This window comes from Gardnerella sp. DNF01205 (assembly GCF_049244135.1).
GTDB lineage: Bacteria > Actinomycetota > Actinomycetes > Actinomycetales > Bifidobacteriaceae > Bifidobacterium > Bifidobacterium leopoldii.
In genome coordinates this window covers 1235873-1254373 of record NZ_CP058378.1, presented here as the reverse complement: position 1 = coordinate 1254373, position 18501 = coordinate 1235873, and the positions used below count along the sequence as shown (strand labels likewise).

Sequence of the window (18501 nt, the reverse complement as noted above, 5' to 3'; positions counted from 1 at the left end):
GTATTTTCGCTATATTTTGCTTTATTTTCGTGCCTGCGCGTTAGTCTTGAAGCATGATTGAACTTAAAACTCCATCTGAAATTGAAGCGATGAAGCCTGCAGGTCGCTTCGTCGGTAGTATTCTTAAAGACTTGAAAGCAATGACCAAAGTTGGCACGAATCTTCTTGAGATTGATGACTTCGTTCGTCAGCGAATTATGAGCCGCAAAGGTGCGTCTTCTTGTTATGTTGATTACGCTCCTGATTTTGGTACAGGTCCTTTTGCACACTATATTTGCACTTCTGTAAACGATGCTGTCCTTCACGGAGTTCCTTTTGATTATAACCTTAAAGACGGCGATTTGTTGACCCTTGATTTGGCAATTAACGTCGATGGATGGGTTGGTGATTCCGCTATTAGTTTTGTGGTTGGAAAGCATGCTGATCCTGAGGATTTACGCTTAATTAAGTGCACTGAGGAAGCTCTTGAGGCTGGTATTAATATGGCTCAGCCTGGCAACCGTCTTGGCGATATTTCTGCAGCTGTTGGTTGCGTTGCTCACGAGTATGGTTATAGCGTAAATCTTGAGTTTGGCGGTCACGGAGTCGGTCATATTATGCACGGCGATCCGCATGTTCCTAACGATGGAACTGCTCACCATGGCTACAAGCTTCGCCCAGGTCTTGTGATTGCAATTGAGCCATGGTTCTTAAAGACTACTGACGAAATTTACCAGGACCCTAAGGATGGTTGGACTCTTCGCTCTGCTGATGGTTCTCGCGGTGCACACACTGAGCATACGATTGCAATTACGGAAAACGGTCCTGAGATTTTGACCGTGCGCTAAACTTATCAATAGTTGATTTTGTAAGTATTTTGCGAGTAGTAATTGCGTAAAACAGGTATGTAAAGAGGTACTTTAAGTAAATGGCGGAATTTGATTTTTCCCAAGCGTTAAATGATGTTGAAGCAAAGTATTCTTTGATTTCTAAAGCACTAGATGTCGATTCGTTGAAGGCTACGATTGCTGATTTAGAAAAGCAGGCTGCAGAGCCTGGACTTTGGGACGATTCTGAGCATGCTCAGCAAGTCACGAGTAAGCTTTCTGCAGCTCAGTCTCAATTGAAGCGTTTGCAAGCTGTTGAACAGCGTATTGAAGATACTAAGACTTTAATTGAGCTTGGTGAAGAAGAAGGCGATGCTGATTCAATGAATGAGGCTCAAGAAGAGCTCGGAAATATTGCTCACGAGTTGGACGATATGGAAGTTCAGACTCTTCTTGACGGTGAGTATGACGCTCGTTCTGCGGTTGTTACGATACGTTCTGGTGCGGGCGGTGTGGATGCTGCTGATTTTGCTCAAATGCTTCTTCGTATGTACTTGCGCTGGGCTGAGCGAAACGGCTATAAAACTAAGATGATGGACACATCTTATGCAGAAGAAGCTGGTATTAAATCAGCCACTTTCCAAGTGGATGCCCCGTACGCGTATGGTCGTCTTTCTGTAGAAGGTGGCACTCACAGAATGGTTCGTATTTCGCCATTCGACAATCAAGGACGTCGCCAAACTGGTTTTTCTGCTGTTGAAGTAATTCCTCTTGTTGAAGCTACGGATCATATTGATATTCCGGATTCGGATATTCGCGTGGATACTTTCCAGGCTTCAGGGCCAGGAGGTCAGGGCGTGAACACTACGTATTCTGCTGTTCGTATTACGCATTTGCCAACCGGCTTGGTTGTTTCTATGCAAGATGAGCGAAGCCAGATTCAGAACCGCGCTGCTGCAATGGCAGTTTTGCAATCGCGTTTGCTTGTGCTTAAGCATGCTGAGGAAGCTGCAAAAAAGAAGGAACTTGCTGGAGATATTAAGGCAAGTTGGGGAGATCAAATGCGCTCTTACGTGCTTCACCCTTATCAGATGGTGAAGGATTTGCGCACTGGCTACGAAACTTCGCAAACTCAGGCTGTTTTTGACGGCGATATTGACGGTTTTATTGAAGCTGGCATTCGTTGGCGTCACGAGCAGCGAGTCGCAGCTCAAAAAGAAGCTGAAGCAGAATCTTAAAAAACTAAAACTAGAACTAAAAACCAACAATTACACATAATCTTCGGAAGGAATTGAAACAATGTCGCTGATTTCATTAGATCATGTGTCAAAAATATATCCTCGAGGTACACGTCCTGCATTAGACGATGTGTCTTTGCATGTAGATCGCGGAGATTTTGTGTTTCTTGTTGGCGCTTCCGGTTCTGGTAAAACTACATTGCTTAGTTTGCTGCTTCGCGAAGAAGAAGCAAATGGTGGGGAAATTCACGTAGCCGGTAACGATTTGCGCAGACTTTCTAACCGACAGGTGCCGCAGTATCGTAGATCTCTTGGCTTTATTTTTCAGGATTATAAGCTGCTTAATAATAAAACAGTTTACCAAAATGTTGCTTTTGCTTTGGAAGTGATTGGCACGAGTCGGTCTACGATTCGTTCACTTGTTCCTCGTGTTCTTGAAACGGTTGGTTTGACTGGTAAAGAAAATAATTACCCACATGAGCTTTCTGGTGGTGAGGCGCAGCGAGTTGCAATTGCTCGCGCATATGTCAATCACCCTCAAATTATTCTTGCAGATGAGCCTACTGGTAATTTGGATCCAACTACTTCTCTTGGAATTATGGAAGTTTTGGATGCTATTAACCGAACTGGTACAACGATTGTTATGGCTACGCATAATGAGGAAATTGTGAACTCAATGCGTAAGCGCGTTGTGGAGCTTCATGCTGGCAAAATTGTGCGTGATGAGCGTGAAGGATCATATGATTCTGCATTGTATTTCCCGGATAGTGAAGTTGAACATAATTCTAAAGCACAACAAACTGTTGAAAATTCTCAAGATCAATCAGATCGTGATGCTCAAAAATCAATTGCTCAATCTGAGCATACTGAACGTCATAAGAGGCTTTCTAAAAAAGCTCAACGTGCTGCTCAGGCGCGTGAAGTTGTTGACATGGTAACGCAATCGTTGAAGAGTGATACTTCAGAGAATGAAGGAATTGCACGTTTGGCTCAGTCTGTCCATTCTGGCAGGACTGGTCGTTATGGCGAAGTGTTCCAGTCTTTGGAAACAACAATGACTTGGGGACGTGGATTGATTTCTGCAAACGATAATGAAGATGTTGAAGAGAATGATTCAGAAGTTGAGATTTCGGAAGATAATAAAGGATCCTATGAAACTGCCGAATCTCACGAAACTGCTGAAACTAATGAAACTAATGAATCTACTGAATCTACTGAATCTACTGAATCTACTGAAAACTCTGAAGTGAGCGGAGAATCACAATCCGAAACCAGCGATGAGTTGCAATCAGAAGCAGAAAGTAAGTTGCAATCCGATGCTGAATCTGAGCGTAAATCTCAGCTTCCTCCTATGCCTCCAGCTCCGCCTAAGCCACCTGTTGCAGCTGAAAATACTAATAATGAGAACATTAGTGTTGACGATAGCAATAATGACATTAATAAAACTGAAGGAGCAGAGTAATGCGTTTACGATTTATTTTTTCCGAAACTTGCATTAGTTTGCGTCGTAATGTTTCGATGATTCTTTCGGTTATGCTTGTAACGTTCATTTCTTTCCTTTTTATTGGTGTTTCAGTGCTTATGCAAGCGCAGATTACCAAGGCAAAAGGTGACTGGTATGACAAAGTAGAAGTGGTTGCCTGGCTGTGCCCGGATGGAACTAGCCAATCTCCTTCTTGTGCTTCTGGAAAAGCGCCTACTAGTGCCGAAATTGTAAAATTGGAGCATATTATTCACCAAGAATTAGGCGATGATGTTTCAAATATCACTTATGTTAGCCGCAACGAATTTTATAAAAACACATTCTTAAAGCAATATCCTAACGGAATGTATCAAGGACGTACTTTAACTGCGGCAGACATGCAAGATTCGTTGCGCTTGAAGCTTACTAATCCTATGAAATATCAGGTTGTTTCAGAAGTTCTTTCTGGACGCGATGGTGTGGAAGAAGTTGTTGATCAGCGTCAGATTTTTGATCCTGTTTTCAGTGTGCTTAATCGCGCTACTGTTGTGACAATTGTGCTTGCAGCGGTTATGGTTGTTGTAGCTATTATGCTTACTGGCACTACGATTCGAATGTCTGCTGCTAGCCGTCGTCAAGAAACCGAAATTATGCGCTTAGTTGGTGCCTCTAACTGGACTATTCGTATGCCGTTTATTCTTGAAGGAGCGTTCGCGTCGTTTGTAGGTTCTTTACTTGCTGGTGCTGCGCTAAGTTTAGTAGTTAAAATTTTTGTAACTGATTGGCTTGCGCAGAATGTGCGTTGGATGCCATTTGTTACTCAAACAACTGTGTGGCTATGCGTTCCAATACTTGTAGCTGGTGCAGTAGTGTTATCTATAGTTGCTTCTGCTATTGCTTTGAGGCGATACTTAAAAGCTTAAAATGCAAAATAATAGGTGTGTAATTATTTGCGTTATTTTCGTATGAGTATTATAAAAGTACTATTTTAGAAGATTTGAAGTAGAAACTCGCGTGATTCCTTGCATTACGGTATAATTCGCAATAGTGATGTTGAAAGGGAAGTGATATGAGCGAAGATCGACATAGCATGTATGCAATTCGACGCACTCATACTGTAGTGAGTTTAATAGTTGCTATTTCAATGATGTTTGCTGGTGTTGCTGGTGCATTATTTAATGCGTCTACAGCAAGTGCTGTCAACATGAAGGAATATAGGCGCAAAATACAACGAAACGAGAATTTGAAGCGCCAACTTGCTGGCGTAAGTAAACAACTTGCAAATAAGATCATTGAATTGAATGATTTAAATGAGCATAAAATTCCAAATCAAATACGAGCTGCTCAACAAGCAGAAGAGCAAGCTTCTCAGGCGCGCAGTCTTGTAGAATCAACGCAGCAGCGTTTAGAGTCTGCACAAAAAGATAAGCGTGATTTGGAAGAGAAAATTAAAAAAACTGGTGAAGATTTTGATGATGCTAAGGCTGCTGTAGCACAGCTTGCTCGTAAGAGTTTCCATGGTTCTCAGGCATCTAATGTTATGGATATTGTGACTAAATCAACTACTACAGAACAGTTTGTTGGAAAGTTACAATCCGAGGCTGCTGTTGCTAGAAGTGAAGCAAACGCTGCTAATGATGCTGCTATCAAGTTGAATACTTCTATGAATCGTCGTCAGCGTTTGGCTGCTATTGAAGCAGAAATAACCAAGTTAAAGCAGCAGGCGGATGCCCAAGCGCAAAGTGCTCAAATCGCTGCGAAAGCTGCCAATGATCGCAAAAAGTCCTTGCAAAGTTTGCGAGATCATGGTGAAGAGATTCGTAAGCAGCTGGAAGGTCAAAAGAGTAGTTTGACTTCTCAGTCTGCGCGTGAGGCTGCAGAAATTATAGCAATGAAAACTGCCATCGATGCTCAAGCGCGTGCTCTTGCTAATAAGTCATTCGCTAAAGCCGATCCGAATGCTGGTAATCGTCAGCAATTGAATGGAAGTTCTGGGAAGAATGTTTACCTTCCTCCGATGCAACTTTCTAATGGCGCTGCTAATGGTATGAATTATACTGTTCCTGGAAATTGCGCAGAAGGTTCTAAGTTCTGCTACGGGCATAATACTGGAAACACTGTTGGTGGTTCTGCTTATCCTGCTCGTCAATGCACGTTATGGGCTTATTTGCGTCGTTCGCAACTTGGTCTGCCTGTTGGCTCCTACATGGGTAATGGTGCTGAGTGGGCGAATACTGCTCGTAGGCTTGGATATTTAGTTAATAGAATTCCACATGTTGGTGCTGTTATGGTGTTTGCTCGTGGCCAACGTGTTGGTAATTGGAATGCTGATTGGCAATATGGACATGTTGCGGTTGTGGAACGTGTGAATGCTGATGGATCAGTTCTTATTTCTGAAGGTGGAACTGGTTTTGCAACATTCCCTGCTTATGAAACTATTTATAATCCAGGCGATTATGAGTACATTCATTATTAAATATAAGCACTTCATAGTTTTCAATTTATTGAAATTGAAAACGTTGTAAGATTTACGACTTATTGTTCTTGCCATAAGATAGTAGTATCTTATGGCAAGTTTCTTTTGTGTGTGATGTGTATTGGAGGGGAATTATGGCAAATAAGCCTGCGCAAGATGGCACTGTTACTGTGGCACAAAACCGTAAAGCGCATCATGATTATGTAATTGAAGATTATTATGAAGCAGGTCTTGCTCTTACTGGTACTGAAGTTAAGTCACTTCGCGAAGGGCGTGCTTCTTTAGCTGAATCATTTGTGAATATTGATCGTCGTGGTGAAATGTGGCTTGAAGGAGCAAATATTCCTGAATATTTAAACGGCACATGGAATAATCATGCTCCTAAGCGCAAGCGTAAGCTTCTGCTTCATGCTGCTGAGATTGCTAAGCTTTCTAGGCAAACTGAGGCGAAAGGCTACACTGTTGTGCCTTTGCGTTTGTATTTTAAGGGAAGCTACGTAAAAGTAGAAATTGCTTTAGCGCGCGGTAAAAAGGAATTTGATAAGCGTCAGGCTTTGCGTGAGGAACAAGATAAGCGAGAGGCTTTGCGTGAAATGCGTTACCGTAATCTGCGTTCTCGTAGTATTGATTAAGAGTTGATGTTTCTTTTTATACGTTTTTGAAACACATGTGCGCTTCGCATGGGATAGAAAGTGCGACAATACGACACGCACATATTATACATTATTGCGAATAATATGCAGTTTTTGTTTATGAAAAGCATAATTATTGTGCAGATGTACTGCATGAGTATCTTCGTATATTCAATAATCGTATAAAAGGCTGTTGAATTTGTAGGGTTATCGTGTATAGTTATACACATTAATGCAAATTATAGATTCTTAGTACATACATGAGGAGAAGAACTATGTTTAAATCTATGAAGCCTGTTGCTATTGTTGCATCTTTAGTAATGATTGGCAGTATTGCTGCATGTGGACCTGCTGATTCTAAAGAAGCAGACCCTGATATTGCTCGTAGCTATGATATAAGTCATGTGCAAAAAGATGATGCTGTTGCAGCATTGGTACCAGCAGAAGTTGCAAAAACAGGAGAGTTAACTGTTGGTGTAAACGTAAGTTATGCCCCTGCAGAATTCTTTGCTGCAGACGGTAAAACTCCTGTAGGTTACGAAATTGATTTTTCGAAGGCTCTTGCAAAGGTCATGGGCTTAAAAGCAAAAATTATGCATGCTCAGTTTGACTCAATCATTCCAGCAATAGGAAGCAAATATAATGTCGGTATTTCTGGTTTTACAGTAAATGCTGAACGTATGAAGTCTGTAGACTTTATTACTTATGCCAACGCAGGCTTGTCTTTTGAAGTGCGTAAGGGAAATCCTACTAAAGTAGATCCAAAGAACCTTTGTGGCAAGAAAGTAACTTTGGAAACTGGAACTGTTGGCGAACCTATTATGGAAGAAGCAAAGAAACAGTGCGCAGCTAAAGGGAATAAGCCTCTTGAAATCATGAGCTTCAAGGAGCAAACTGACGCAACTACCGCACTTCTTTCCGGTCGCGCTGATGTTATGTATGCAGATACTCCTGTTGCAGGTTACGCTTCAATTAAGAATCCTGGAAAGCTTGAAATTTTGGAAAACAGCAAGGATTCTGAACCAATGGGAGCGGCTGTTAAAAAGGGTGACGCAGCGATGCTGAAGGCTGTAAAAGCTGGCATTGATAAGCTTATGAAGTCCGGCGTATACAAGGATATCTTGAAGAAGTGGGGCGTTGAAGATGTTGCTATTGAAAAGTCTGTAGTTAATCCAAAACTATGAAATTTTAGCTATAAAACTTTAGCTATCAAATAATCGAATAATTATCTAAAATGATATCGTTAATCTGAGTCGTGATTTAATTCTCGGCTCAGATTGTTTCTTTACTTTGCTGTTTTTGTATAAACGTACTTATTGGAGCATATTTTGAATTCTTTAATTGGTAACTCTGCTAAGAGCAAGTCCGGAGTAGCTAACTCTGAACGTATTTTGCCGGTAAAAAAGCCAGGACCTATTATTGCCGGAGTCATTGTAGCTGTAATAGCATGTTCGCTTCTTTACAGTATTATTACTAACCCTCGTTTTGAATGGGAAGTAGTTGGAATATATCTAATAAGCGATAATGTGCTTTCTGGTATTGGCTGGACGTTACTTCTTACGCTAATTGCTATGGTAATTTCAATCGTGTTTGCTGTAGGCTTAGCGATGATGCGTAAGTCAGTTAATCCTGTGCTTCGTGGCGTAAGTTGGTTCTTTATTTGGTTTTTCCGTGGTACTCCTATTTATACGCAGCTTGTATTTTGGGGCATGTTTGCGGTTCTTGTGCCGAGAATTGGTATTGGTATTCCTTTTACTTCTGTAGAATTTTGGTCTATTGATTCTAATGTAATTATGACTTCTCTTACTGCTGCTGTAGTTGGTTTGTCTTTGAATGAATCGGCTTATTTGTCGGAAATTGTTCGCGCAGGATTGGAAGCTGTCGATAGTGGACAAGTTGAAGCTGCTAAGGCTCTTGGAATGGGTAGAGCTTTAACTATGAGGCGTATAATTCTTCCTCAAGCAATGCGTATTATTGTTCCTCCGCTTGGTAACGAAACAATCGGTATGCTAAAAACGACTTCGTTAGTTCTTGCAGTTCCGTTTACTCTTGAATTGCAATTTGCTACAAATGCTATTGCTAACCGTATCTATAAACCAATTCCGCTTCTTCTTGTTGCGAGTATTTGGTATTTGATTATTACTTCCATTTTGATGGTTTTGCAATACATGCTCGAGAAGCATTTTGCTAAAGGTTTTGAAGCAAGAGATATTGTAAAGCATGCTCAACTTAATACTGATTCTGATCAGCGCGGCGATCAATCATTAGATGCTAAACGGAAAAATGTTAAAGGACGAAATGATGCTGCTATGCTCGGATTTAATGCCTAAATAAACGCATAATAGCTTAAATTTTAAATATTTTTCTTTGTAAACTTTAAATTTTGCATGAAACAAACAAATTGGATGTGAATAAATGGTAGAAGCAAAATCTAATCTTCCTGCGGTTGCTATTAACGACGTGCAGAAATCTTTCGGTCAATTGCATGTACTTAACGGTATTAATATGACAGTGAATCCAGGTAGCGTAACAGTTATTTTGGGTCCGTCCGGTTCTGGAAAATCGACGTTATTGCGTTTAATTAATCAACTAGAAACTTTGACTGCAGGAAGTATAAGTATTTATGGCGAGCGCATCGGTGTAAAGCAAGTAATGCATAAAGGTGAGAAATGTCTGCAGGCTCTTAACGACAAAGAAATTGCTCAACAGCGTGCGAAGCTTGGCATGGTATTCCAGCGTTTTAATTTATTCCCTCATATGACGGCTTTAGAGAACGTTATGGAAGCTCCTGTTCATGTTATGCATATGAAAGCTCAAGAAGCGCGCGATTTAGCTATTGAAGAACTAAAGCGAGTTGGCATGGATGAGCGTATGAACCATTATCCTGCAGAACTTTCAGGCGGTCAGCAGCAGCGCGTTGCAATTGCTCGCGCTCTTGCTATGAAACCGGAAATTATGCTATTTGACGAGCCAACATCTGCGCTAGATCCAGAGCTTGTAGGTGAAGTGTTAACCGTTATGCGAAATCTTGCTAAAGATGGCATGACTATGATTGTAGTAACTCACGAAATTGGTTTTGCGCGTGAGGTTGCAGATCAGGTTGTGTTTATGGATGGCGGTGTCATAGTTGAGCAGGGTAGTGCAGATATTATTACTAATCCGCAAACTGATCGTTTTAAAGATTTCCTAAATCACGTATTGTAATTTACGTAAGAAACGTATCTTATTTATGTAGTTTTGCATAGTTTTTGTGTGCTTCTCTGGCGTGCACTCGCTCGCATAACGTACAATAGAAGATTATGTGTGGCATTGTAGGATACGCAGGTTTTGGAAAAGTTTGTGCAAAACCTTTAGAAGTTTGTTTAGGTGGGTTAGAGCGTCTAGAATATCGCGGATATGACTCTTCGGGCGTAGCTTTAGTTGCTCCTGGGATGAAATGTGCGACTGTGAGAAAGAAAGCTGGTCGTTTATCTGTTCTTCGCAATGATATTGATGCAAACCCTATGCCTGAGGCGAGTGCAGCTATTGGTCATACTCGTTGGGCTACTAATGGTGCTCCTTGTGACATTAATGCGCATCCTCATACTAGTGCAGATGGCAAAATCGCGCTTATTCATAATGGCATTATTGAAAATGCTGTTGTATTAAAAGAGCAGCTTCACGAAGAAGGATACGAATTTTCTTCTCAAACAGATACTGAAGTTGCTGCAAAATTACTTGGCAAAATTGCGAATGATATTGTAAACGAAACTGGTAAGCCTGATTTATTCACAGCTCTTCGTCGTACTGCAAAAATGTTAAAAGGAGCTTTCACATTACTTGCTGTTGACGTTCGTCAGCCTGGTATTGTGGCTGCTGTTCGTCACGATTCGCCTTTGGTCGTAGGTCTTGGAGACGGTGAATATTTCCTTGGCTCTGACGTTGCAGCTTTTGTTGCTTATACGGATCGAGTCTTGGAAGTTGGTCAAGATCAAGCTGTGTGCATTGGAGATGTAGATGGCAGCGGCAAGGCATCTTTGCTTCTAACTGATTTTGACAATAATATTGTTGAAAATCCTACTTGTTTTACGGTTGATTGGGATGCTTCTGCAGTAGAAAAAGGCGGTTGGGATTCCTTTATGGATAAGGAAATTCATGAGGATCCACATGCTGTCGCTGACACTTTGCGAGGTCGCTTTGATGCGCAAGGAAATATTGTGCTAGATGAAGTGCATATTAGCCAAGATGTTTTGCGTTCAATAGATAAAATTATTGTTGTTGCTTGCGGAACTGCAAGTTATGCCGGATTGGTTGCAAAATATGCTATCGAGCATTGGGTTCGTGTGCCTGTAGAAGTTGAATTAGCGCATGAGTTTAGATATCGTGATCCTATTTTGACTCATCGCACGCTGGTTGTTGCTATTTCGCAATCTGGTGAAACAATGGACACGCTTATGGCTTTGCGCCATGCGCGCGAGCAAGGTAGTCGAGTTCTTGCAATTTGCAATACGCAAGGTTCTAGCATTCCGCGCGAATCTGATGCAGTTCTTTACACGCATGCAGGTCCAGAAATAGCAGTTGCATCTACTAAAGCTTTTGTTGCGCAAATAGTTGCAGCCTATATGCTTGGTCTGTTTTTGGCGCAAGTAAAAGGCACTATGTATCGCGACGAAATTCAGCAAATCGTTGCGCAATTAAAAGAGATGCCGGATAAAATTCAGCATGTACTTGATACACAATCTGAATCAATTATGAAAGCTGCTGAGCATACTCTGGAAGCTAAATCTTTCCTTTTCTTAGGTCGACATGTTGGATATCCTGTTGCGCTAGAAGGTGCGTTGAAGCTTAAGGAAATTGCGTATACCTTTACTGAAGGTTTTGCTGCGGGTGAGCTTAAGCACGGTCCTATTGCGCTTGTAGATGAAGGTGAGCCGGTAGTTGTGATTGTGCCATCTTCTCGCGGTCGTGATGTGCTTCATGCGAAAGTTATTTCTGGAATTGAAGAAGTTAAAGCGCGCGGAGCTTTCACTATAGCTGTTGCAGAAGAGGGTGATCCAGATGCTTCTCGCTATGCAGATATTGTGTTCTGGCGTCCTAAATGTGCGACTTTGCTAAGTCCTCTTGTAGATGTAGTTGCATTGCAATTATTTGCAATGGATATGGCAAAGTTAAAAGGTTATGATGTTGATAAGCCTCGTAATCTTGCAAAGTCTGTAACTGTTGAGTAAGCGCATAACAACGTTGAGTAACATAAAGTAACGGATGGCAAATCTTATGTCTGCATTTGCAAGAATTTTGCAACAACGCAATCATTTTGGACGCTTGCTTCTGTCGATACTTTGTGTTTTTTCTTTGCTGTTTTCTTGCGGATGCGGAACTAAAGATTCTAGAACTCAAATTAGTGTTTGGTCTTGGGAACCAAGCATGAAACGACTTGCTGAAGAATTTGAATTACATAATCCAGATGTTCATGTAACTGTAAAAGATACTAGCGGATATAGCAATCTTAATAGTGCTATTCAAGATGGCTATGGTATGCCAGATATTGTTCAATTAGAATATTTTGCTCTTCCGCAATATGCTGTAAGTGGACAGCTTTTAGATATTACTGATCGTGTGAAAAATACTCGCACATTCTATACTCCTGGAACATGGTCTTCTGTGCAACTTGGTGGACGTGTTTACGGTTTGCCGATGGATTCTGGCCCAATGGCTTGGTTTTATAATGATGACGTGTTTAAGCAGGCTGGTGTAGATGCCACAAAAATACACACTTGGGAAGATTACCGTCACGCTGCTCGTAAGCTTAAAGATATCGGTGTGTATATTGCAGCAGACTCAGGTGACGCAAGTTTTTATAACGCTATGATTTGGCTTGCAGGTGGACACCCGTTTATGACTTCTCATGATGGGAAAACAGTTACTGTTAGATTGAGCAAAGATAAGGGTACTGAAGAGTTTACAAAGTTCTGGCAATCAATGATTGATGAAGGATTGATTGACATTAGAACTACAACTTGGAGTCAACGCTGGAAGAACGGTGTTGGAGCTGGTAAGATTGCTTCTGTTTTCTCAGGAGCCTGGATGCCGTCTTTGCTTCTGGAAAATGTGCCTGGAACTGCAGGATTGTGGAAGGTGACGAATGTGCCAACTATGCACGGAGAAAAGCGTAATGCAGAAATGGGCGGTTCTTCGTTATCTGTGCTTAAATCGAGTCGTAAGCCTGAAGCAGCAATGCGATTTGTGAATTTTGTATGCCATGATATGCATGGAATTCGTACTCGTGTCAATGGTGGAGCGTTTCCTGCAGATGTTGTTACGCTTAGAGATAAGTCATTTTTAGATAGAGCTACTATTCGTGATTCACGAGGCATTGATATACCTTATTTTGGCGGCCAGAAGTTTAATCGTGTATTTGCAGATGCCGCTAATCGCGTGGATACGGGATACAGGTATTTGCCTTTTGAAGTGTATTCGCGAAGTGATTTTAGAGCAACTATGGGTCAAGCATATGACTGGAGTGTTAAATCTTTAGCTAGATTAAACGTGCAAGCCATGATTGATGCTGGTGTTACTCAAGATGATGGAAGTAAATTGTGGCTTCCAGATGATCCTGGTAAACGTATTTCTTTAAAAGATGGTCTTTTATTGTGGGAAAAAGATCTTCAAGAATATGGTTACAATCAAGGATTTGTAGTTAGATAATTTCGTAACGTATTAAAATTAAGTGATTTCGTAAAAGCAGCTTAATTTTGCGTAAAAGTAAGATCATTAGCAAAAGTAGTATAAATACAATAGGATAGTATAAATACACATACAATACGTGCGCGCGTGATTGCAGATTAACTTAATTAATCCGTAAATGTCAATATAGGAAGTAGGCACACATGTTATTAGCAGTAGACATTGGTAATACGAATATTGTGCTGGGTTTTTTGGAAAATAACCAAATTGTTGGCACTTATCGTATGACAACAAAGTCTAATCATACATCAGACGAGTATGGCATTATGATTGCGCAATTTTTGCATTTAAGCGGATTTACAATAAACGATGTTGAAGATGTTATCGTTGCTTCTGTTGTGCCGAAAGTTATGCATTCATTCCGCGCTAGTATTATCAAATTTCTTCATATTGATCCTATGATTGTAGGTCCTGGTGTTAAAACCGGTATGAATATTCGTATTGATGAGCCAAGAACTCTTGGCGCGGATTGTTTAGCTGATTGCGTTGGTGCGTTTAGTGAGTATGGAGGATCTGTACTAGTTATTGATTTTGGTACGGCAACAACTTACAACTATATAGATAAAAGTGGTGCTATTACTTGCGGACTTATTTGCACAGGTATTCGTACTGCAGCTGCGGCACTTTGGGATAACACGGCTCAGCTTCCAGAAGTGGAAATAGCTAGACCGCAGTCTGTTCTTGCAAAATCTACTAAACTCGCAATGCAAGCTGGATTATATTACAGCTTCTTGGGTGGAATTGAGCGTACAATTGCACAATTTAAAACTGAAATAGACGAGCCATTTAAGGTAGTTGCTACTGGTGGCTTGGGTAGGCTTTTTGAAAATGACGTGCAATCGATTGATTATTACGATCCGGATCTTATTTTCAAAGGTATGGCTTCGATTTATCAGCGAAACTTGCGCTAATAGTAAATATCGTTTATTTGTTGTTTTTTGCTCCAAACGTGGGTAATTTTGCTCGTGCTTGGAGGGCTTTGGGTTGTGTTGTGCTCCAAATGTGAGGGAGGTCTGCCTTCGTCGATAAATATGAAGGCAGGATAGTTTTCGTTCTGTGTCAATGTTCAGAATAAAAAACCTCCGCAAATATTGCTACTTGCGAAGGTTTGTATGTAACTTATTTAAGATTTACGCTTTAACTGGCGCTTTACTTACGTTTTTATTTGCAAATTCGATTACAAATCCAGGAAAAGCTGATGGATTCGCATATCGTCGTCAAGCTCCGGGTGGAAGGATGTGCCGATTTGCTTTCCTTGGCACGCGGCGACAACATGACCATCTACAGTTGCAAGAGCTTTGGCATTAGAGCCTACTTCTGCAATGTAAGGCGCGCGAATAAACGTCATCGGCACATTGCCTAGCTCACCAAATTCAGCCTCGCAATGGAAGCTTCCGAGCTGGCGTCCGTAAGCATTGCGTTTAACTGTTACGTCTAAAGTGCCAAAACCGTTTACTTCGTCACCTTCCACGTTTTTCGCAAGCAAAATCAAACCTGCGCAAGTGCCAAGAACAGGCATCCCTCCTGCAATGCGCTCGCGCAAAGGTTCGAGCATATTTTGCTCACGAAGAAGCTTAGCTTGCACAGTGCTTTCGCCGCCCGGAAGTACTAAGCGGTCAAAAGACTGCTCCAAGTCGCGCGCTTGACGAAGTTCAATAACGTGCGCGCCTAATTTTTCAAGCATTAAGCGATGTTCAAGAAAAGCACCTTGAACAGCTAAAACTGCTACAGTATGAGCGGAGTTATCAGTATTGGTAGGTGAGTTTGACAAAATCACTCGCCTCGCTCAGCCATTAAAAGCTTGATTTCCTGCTCGTTAATGCCAACCATAGCTTCGCCCAAGTTTTCGGAAAGTTGAGCAATCATCTTGGCATCCTTGTAATTAGTTACAGCCTTAACGATTGCGGCAGCGCGCTTTGCTGGGTCTCCAGACTTAAAGATGCCGGAGCCAACGAATACGCCTTCGGCACCAAGCTGCATCATTAAAGCAGCGTCGGCTGGGGTAGCAACGCCGCCGGCTGCGAAGTTAACAACAGGAAGCTTGCCGTTTTGTGCAACGTATTTTACGAGTTCGAAAGGCACGCGCAAATTTTTGGCTTCTTCAAAAAGCTCATCCTCGCGCATGCTTGTAAGCTTACGAATTGCGGAATTCATCATGCGCATGTGACGCACAGCCTGAATCACGTCTCCAGTTCCAGGCTCGCCCTTAGTGCGAATCATGGAAGCACCTTCGTTAATTCGGCGCAAAGCTTCGCCCAAATCCTTAGCGCCGCAAACGAAAGGCACAGCAAAATCGCGCTTATTGATGTGATACACGTCGTCGGCTGGAGAAAGCACTTCGCTTTCGTCGATGTAGTCGATCTCGATAGCTTCAAGCACTTGTGCTTCAACAAAGTGACCGATGCGGCATTTTGCCATAACAGGAATAGACACAGCCTCTTGAATGCCGTGAATCATTGCTGGGTCGCTCATACGAGAAACGCCGCCGGCTGCGCGAATATCAGCAGGAATACGTTCCAAAGCCATAACTGCGCACGCGCCAGAATCCTCAGCAATTCGCGCCTGCTCTGGGGTGGTGACATCCATAATCACGCCGCCTTTAAGCATTTGTGCCAGTTGACGGTTCAATGCTGTACGGTCTTCGCCGCTTTTGTTTTGCGGATCCGAGGATTCGTTCACAGTTACCGTAGTATTCAAGTTCTCAGCCATCATTCCTCGCTTTAGCTTTAACATATGAGCTTTAACATATGAGATACGTGTATGCATCTTAATATTTCGTGAATTTGCGCGCTTCTACGCTTTAATCTTATGTCGATTATTGCGTACGTTTGCAAGTTTACGTTCTGTTGGAATTTAACCACATTCGTAGGATATATCTCATATGTATTGGTATAAAAATATTACAAAAATATACAAAATATGATTTGATTTTTTGGACGCGCCATAGGTGAGACTGGCTTGTCAATCGACTACGATTAGTAATGCAGTCGACTTGTATTTGGGTTTATGTGGTATGCAAATAGTTATGTTTGCAAATGTGCATTTCCAATAAAGCGGCGAGCTATAAGACAAAAATAAATAAAGAATAAATAAAAAAATAAATAATAATAAATAAATAATGTTTATATGCCATTAAGAAAGGTTTATGGTATGGCTAACAGCAAACCTGAGGAAAGCGTGCACGAAGAAAACGGCGCGACTGAAAAATTCTCCGGTAAAACTAACAATGAGACTAATAAAAGCACTTCTTTCGCTGCGAGCACTGACTCTTCGCTGAATGAAGCTGAAAAATATGCTTATTCAGGCTCGAAACGCAAAATGGGCAAGATCTGGCTATTTAGCTTAGCTATTGTTTTGGTAGTAGTGTTTAGTGCAATTTTTGCAACTCTTACTACATCTAATAAACCAAATAAATCAAATTCAGTATCGGAAATTTCGAACAAAACTATATCTATAGGTCTAAAGTTAGCTCCTACGAATCTTGATATCCGTAATCAATCAGGTTCCTCACTCGACCAGTTGCTTATTGGTAACGTGTATGAAGGCTTAGTTGCTCGCAATGCTACTAACCAGGTAGTTCCTTCGTTAGCTCAAAGCTGGGAAGTAAGTAAAGATGGTTTGCGTTACACATTCCACATGCGTAAGGGTGCTGTATTTTCTAACGGCAATAAGCTTACTGCGCATGATGCAGAATGGTCGTTTAGCGAGCTTATTGCTAAAAAATATCGCGGCTCTAACATGGTTGGAAAAGTTGAGTCTGCTAAAGCAAAAGATGATTACACGTTTGAAATCACTCTTAAAGAGCCAAATGCTAAGCTTTTGTGGGCACTTTGCAGTCGTTCAGGTTTAGTTTTTGATAAAAGCGCAAAGTATGATGCAAAAACTCAAGCAGTCGGTTCTGGACCGTATCTAATTGACAAATTTGTGCCAAATGATCGTGTTGTTTTAAAAGCAAATCCGCGTTATAAAGGTATTCATCGTGCGCAAACTAATAAGATAGTAGTTCGCTATTTTGTTGACGATAACGCAGCGGTTGACGCACTTTCTTCCGGTTCTGTGCAAGCATTAGCTCCTATTTCTGGTCAACTTGCTAAGCCTTTTAAAGATGATTCCAAGCGTTACGATGTCAGTGCAGGTAATGGCACAGATAAATTTGTTCTAGCTATGAATATGAAAGGCGAACGTACTAAGGATAAGCGCGTGCGCAAAGCTATTCGTTACGCGATTGATCACAAGCAAATTATTGCATCTCGTGGCGGCACGGATTTAGCTCTTGGTGGTCCAATTCCTTCTCTTGACCCTGGTTATGAGGATTTAACTAAGCTGTATCCTCATGATTTGCAGCGCGCTAAGGAGTTAATGAAGGAAGTCGGATTTGACGAATCTCATCCTATGGATTTGACGCTTACTTATCCGAATATTTACGGCACGCAAATTGGCGATCAGCTGCGCTCGCAATTGAAGCCTATTGGAATCAATTTGAAAGTTAATATTGTTGAGTTTACTACTTGGCTTCAAGATGTTTATAAGAATAAGCAGTATGATTTGTCGATGGTTGATCACAATGAGAGTCACGATTTTGGGCAGTGGGCGGATCCTACGTATTACTACGGTTACGACAATAAGCAAGTCCAGGATTTGTATGCTAAAGCTATGCTTTGTGCGGATCCTAAAGAGTCAAATAAATTGCTTGCTAAAGCTGCGCGAATTATTAGCGAGGATGCTCCTGCTGATTGGCTGTTTAACTATCGCGTTGTAACTGCGAAAGTGAAGAATCTTGAAGGAATGCCTTTTGACATGAATCAAGAGATTTTGCCGCTATACAACCTGCGACTTAACTGATTTTGTGTTAGCTGTGCGCGACGACCTGCCTTCGCGCATAGAGCGTAGCGCGCGAAGGCAACTCGGAGCGCCGAGCTTGCTCAAGTTGAAAGCACAGTGTGCTTTCAACGCAAGCGAGGTCTGCCTTCGTCTCGATTGACGAAGGCAGGGAAGACTCACATGTGGGCACATTGGGAATTTGGTTGTGGTTTGTGTGCGCTGACGACCTGTCTTCGCGCATATTCCTCACGGCATAGCCGTTCGGCTGATTTGGCATGTGAAGCACACCGTGCTTCACAATTGAGCCAAATCACGCTTTGAAGGAGCTTGAAATCCTGTTGAT

15 protein-coding genes are annotated in these 18501 nt (G+C 41.7%); 13 read left to right on the top strand and 2 right to left on the bottom strand.

The features are described 5' to 3' along the window. Positions 1-53 precede the first annotated feature (53 nt). The 12 genes from map to HXT47_RS05155 all read left to right on the top strand — a co-directional run bounded on the left by map (position 54) and on the right by HXT47_RS05155 (position 14248). Entirely contained in the window at positions 54-827 is a 774-nt protein-coding gene (map, locus tag HXT47_RS05210; protein WP_004107450.1) for a type I methionyl aminopeptidase, read from the top strand. A gap of 80 nt (positions 828-907) precedes the next feature. Next, on the top strand, positions 908-2044 hold the full coding sequence (gene prfB, locus HXT47_RS05205) for a peptide chain release factor 2 (protein WP_004107453.1): 1137 nt from the start codon (positions 908-910) through the stop codon (positions 2042-2044). A 61-nt stretch (positions 2045-2105) separates the two neighbouring features. Next, positions 2106-3506, top strand: a complete 1401-nt coding sequence (ftsE, locus tag HXT47_RS05200; RefSeq protein ID WP_421788964.1) for a cell division ATP-binding protein FtsE — start codon at positions 2106-2108, stop codon at positions 3504-3506. Then, complete coding sequence (ftsX, locus tag HXT47_RS05195; RefSeq protein ID WP_004107457.1) at positions 3506-4429, top strand: permease-like cell division protein FtsX; 924 nt, start codon at positions 3506-3508, stop codon at positions 4427-4429. Before ftsE ends, ftsX begins: the two co-directional genes overlap by 1 nt. Positions 4430-4575: 146 nt before the next feature. After that, positions 4576-5982, top strand: coding sequence for a CHAP domain-containing protein (locus HXT47_RS05190; RefSeq protein WP_421788962.1), 1407 nt, complete (start codon positions 4576-4578; stop codon positions 5980-5982). 134 nt (positions 5983-6116) lie between these two features. Continuing rightward, entirely contained in the window at positions 6117-6614 is a 498-nt protein-coding gene (smpB, locus tag HXT47_RS05185) for an SsrA-binding protein SmpB (protein WP_421788960.1), read from the top strand. A 275-nt stretch (positions 6615-6889) separates the two neighbouring features. After that, positions 6890-7798 (top strand): ABC transporter substrate-binding protein, encoded by a 909-nt coding sequence (locus tag HXT47_RS05180; protein ID WP_004118845.1) that lies wholly within the window; start codon positions 6890-6892, stop codon positions 7796-7798. A gap of 144 nt (positions 7799-7942) precedes the next feature. Then, the gene (locus tag HXT47_RS05175) at positions 7943-8944 is read left to right on the top strand and encodes an amino acid ABC transporter permease (protein WP_421788958.1); all 1002 of its coding nucleotides are present in this window, start codon (positions 7943-7945) and stop codon (positions 8942-8944) included. 85 nt (positions 8945-9029) lie between these two features. Next, positions 9030-9818, top strand: a complete 789-nt coding sequence (locus tag HXT47_RS05170) for an amino acid ABC transporter ATP-binding protein (protein WP_004118860.1) — start codon at positions 9030-9032, stop codon at positions 9816-9818. Positions 9819-9913: 95 nt separating this feature from the next. Further along, positions 9914-11821, top strand: coding sequence for a glutamine--fructose-6-phosphate transaminase (isomerizing) (glmS, locus tag HXT47_RS05165; RefSeq protein ID WP_004118863.1), 1908 nt, complete (start codon positions 9914-9916; stop codon positions 11819-11821). A gap of 46 nt (positions 11822-11867) precedes the next feature. Continuing rightward, on the top strand, positions 11868-13298 hold the full coding sequence (locus HXT47_RS05160; RefSeq protein WP_064340159.1) for an ABC transporter substrate-binding protein: 1431 nt from the start codon (positions 11868-11870) through the stop codon (positions 13296-13298). A 182-nt stretch (positions 13299-13480) separates the two neighbouring features. Further along, positions 13481-14248, top strand: a complete 768-nt coding sequence (locus HXT47_RS05155; protein WP_004107486.1) for a type III pantothenate kinase — start codon at positions 13481-13483, stop codon at positions 14246-14248. A 266-nt stretch (positions 14249-14514) separates the two neighbouring features. Here the strand turns inward: HXT47_RS05155 and pdxT are convergent, their stop codons facing one another. Together pdxT and pdxS are read right to left on the bottom strand one after the other, a co-directional pair. Then, positions 14515-15114, bottom strand: a complete 600-nt coding sequence (pdxT, locus tag HXT47_RS05150) for a pyridoxal 5'-phosphate synthase glutaminase subunit PdxT (RefSeq protein ID WP_004118885.1) — start codon at positions 15112-15114, stop codon at positions 14515-14517. Then, the gene (gene pdxS, locus HXT47_RS05145) at positions 15111-15944 is read right to left on the bottom strand and encodes a pyridoxal 5'-phosphate synthase lyase subunit PdxS (protein ID WP_064340158.1); all 834 of its coding nucleotides are present in this window, start codon (positions 15942-15944) and stop codon (positions 15111-15113) included. The genes pdxT and pdxS overlap by 4 nt, the downstream gene beginning before the upstream one ends. Before the next feature lie 543 nt (positions 15945-16487). Here pdxS and HXT47_RS05140 point away from each other — a divergent pair. Continuing rightward, positions 16488-18179 carry an ABC transporter substrate-binding protein gene (locus HXT47_RS05140; protein WP_421789408.1) on the top strand — a complete coding sequence of 564 codons (1692 nt, stop codon included), beginning with the start codon at positions 16488-16490 and terminating at the stop codon, positions 18177-18179. The last annotated feature ends 322 nt before the right edge of the window (positions 18180-18501 follow it).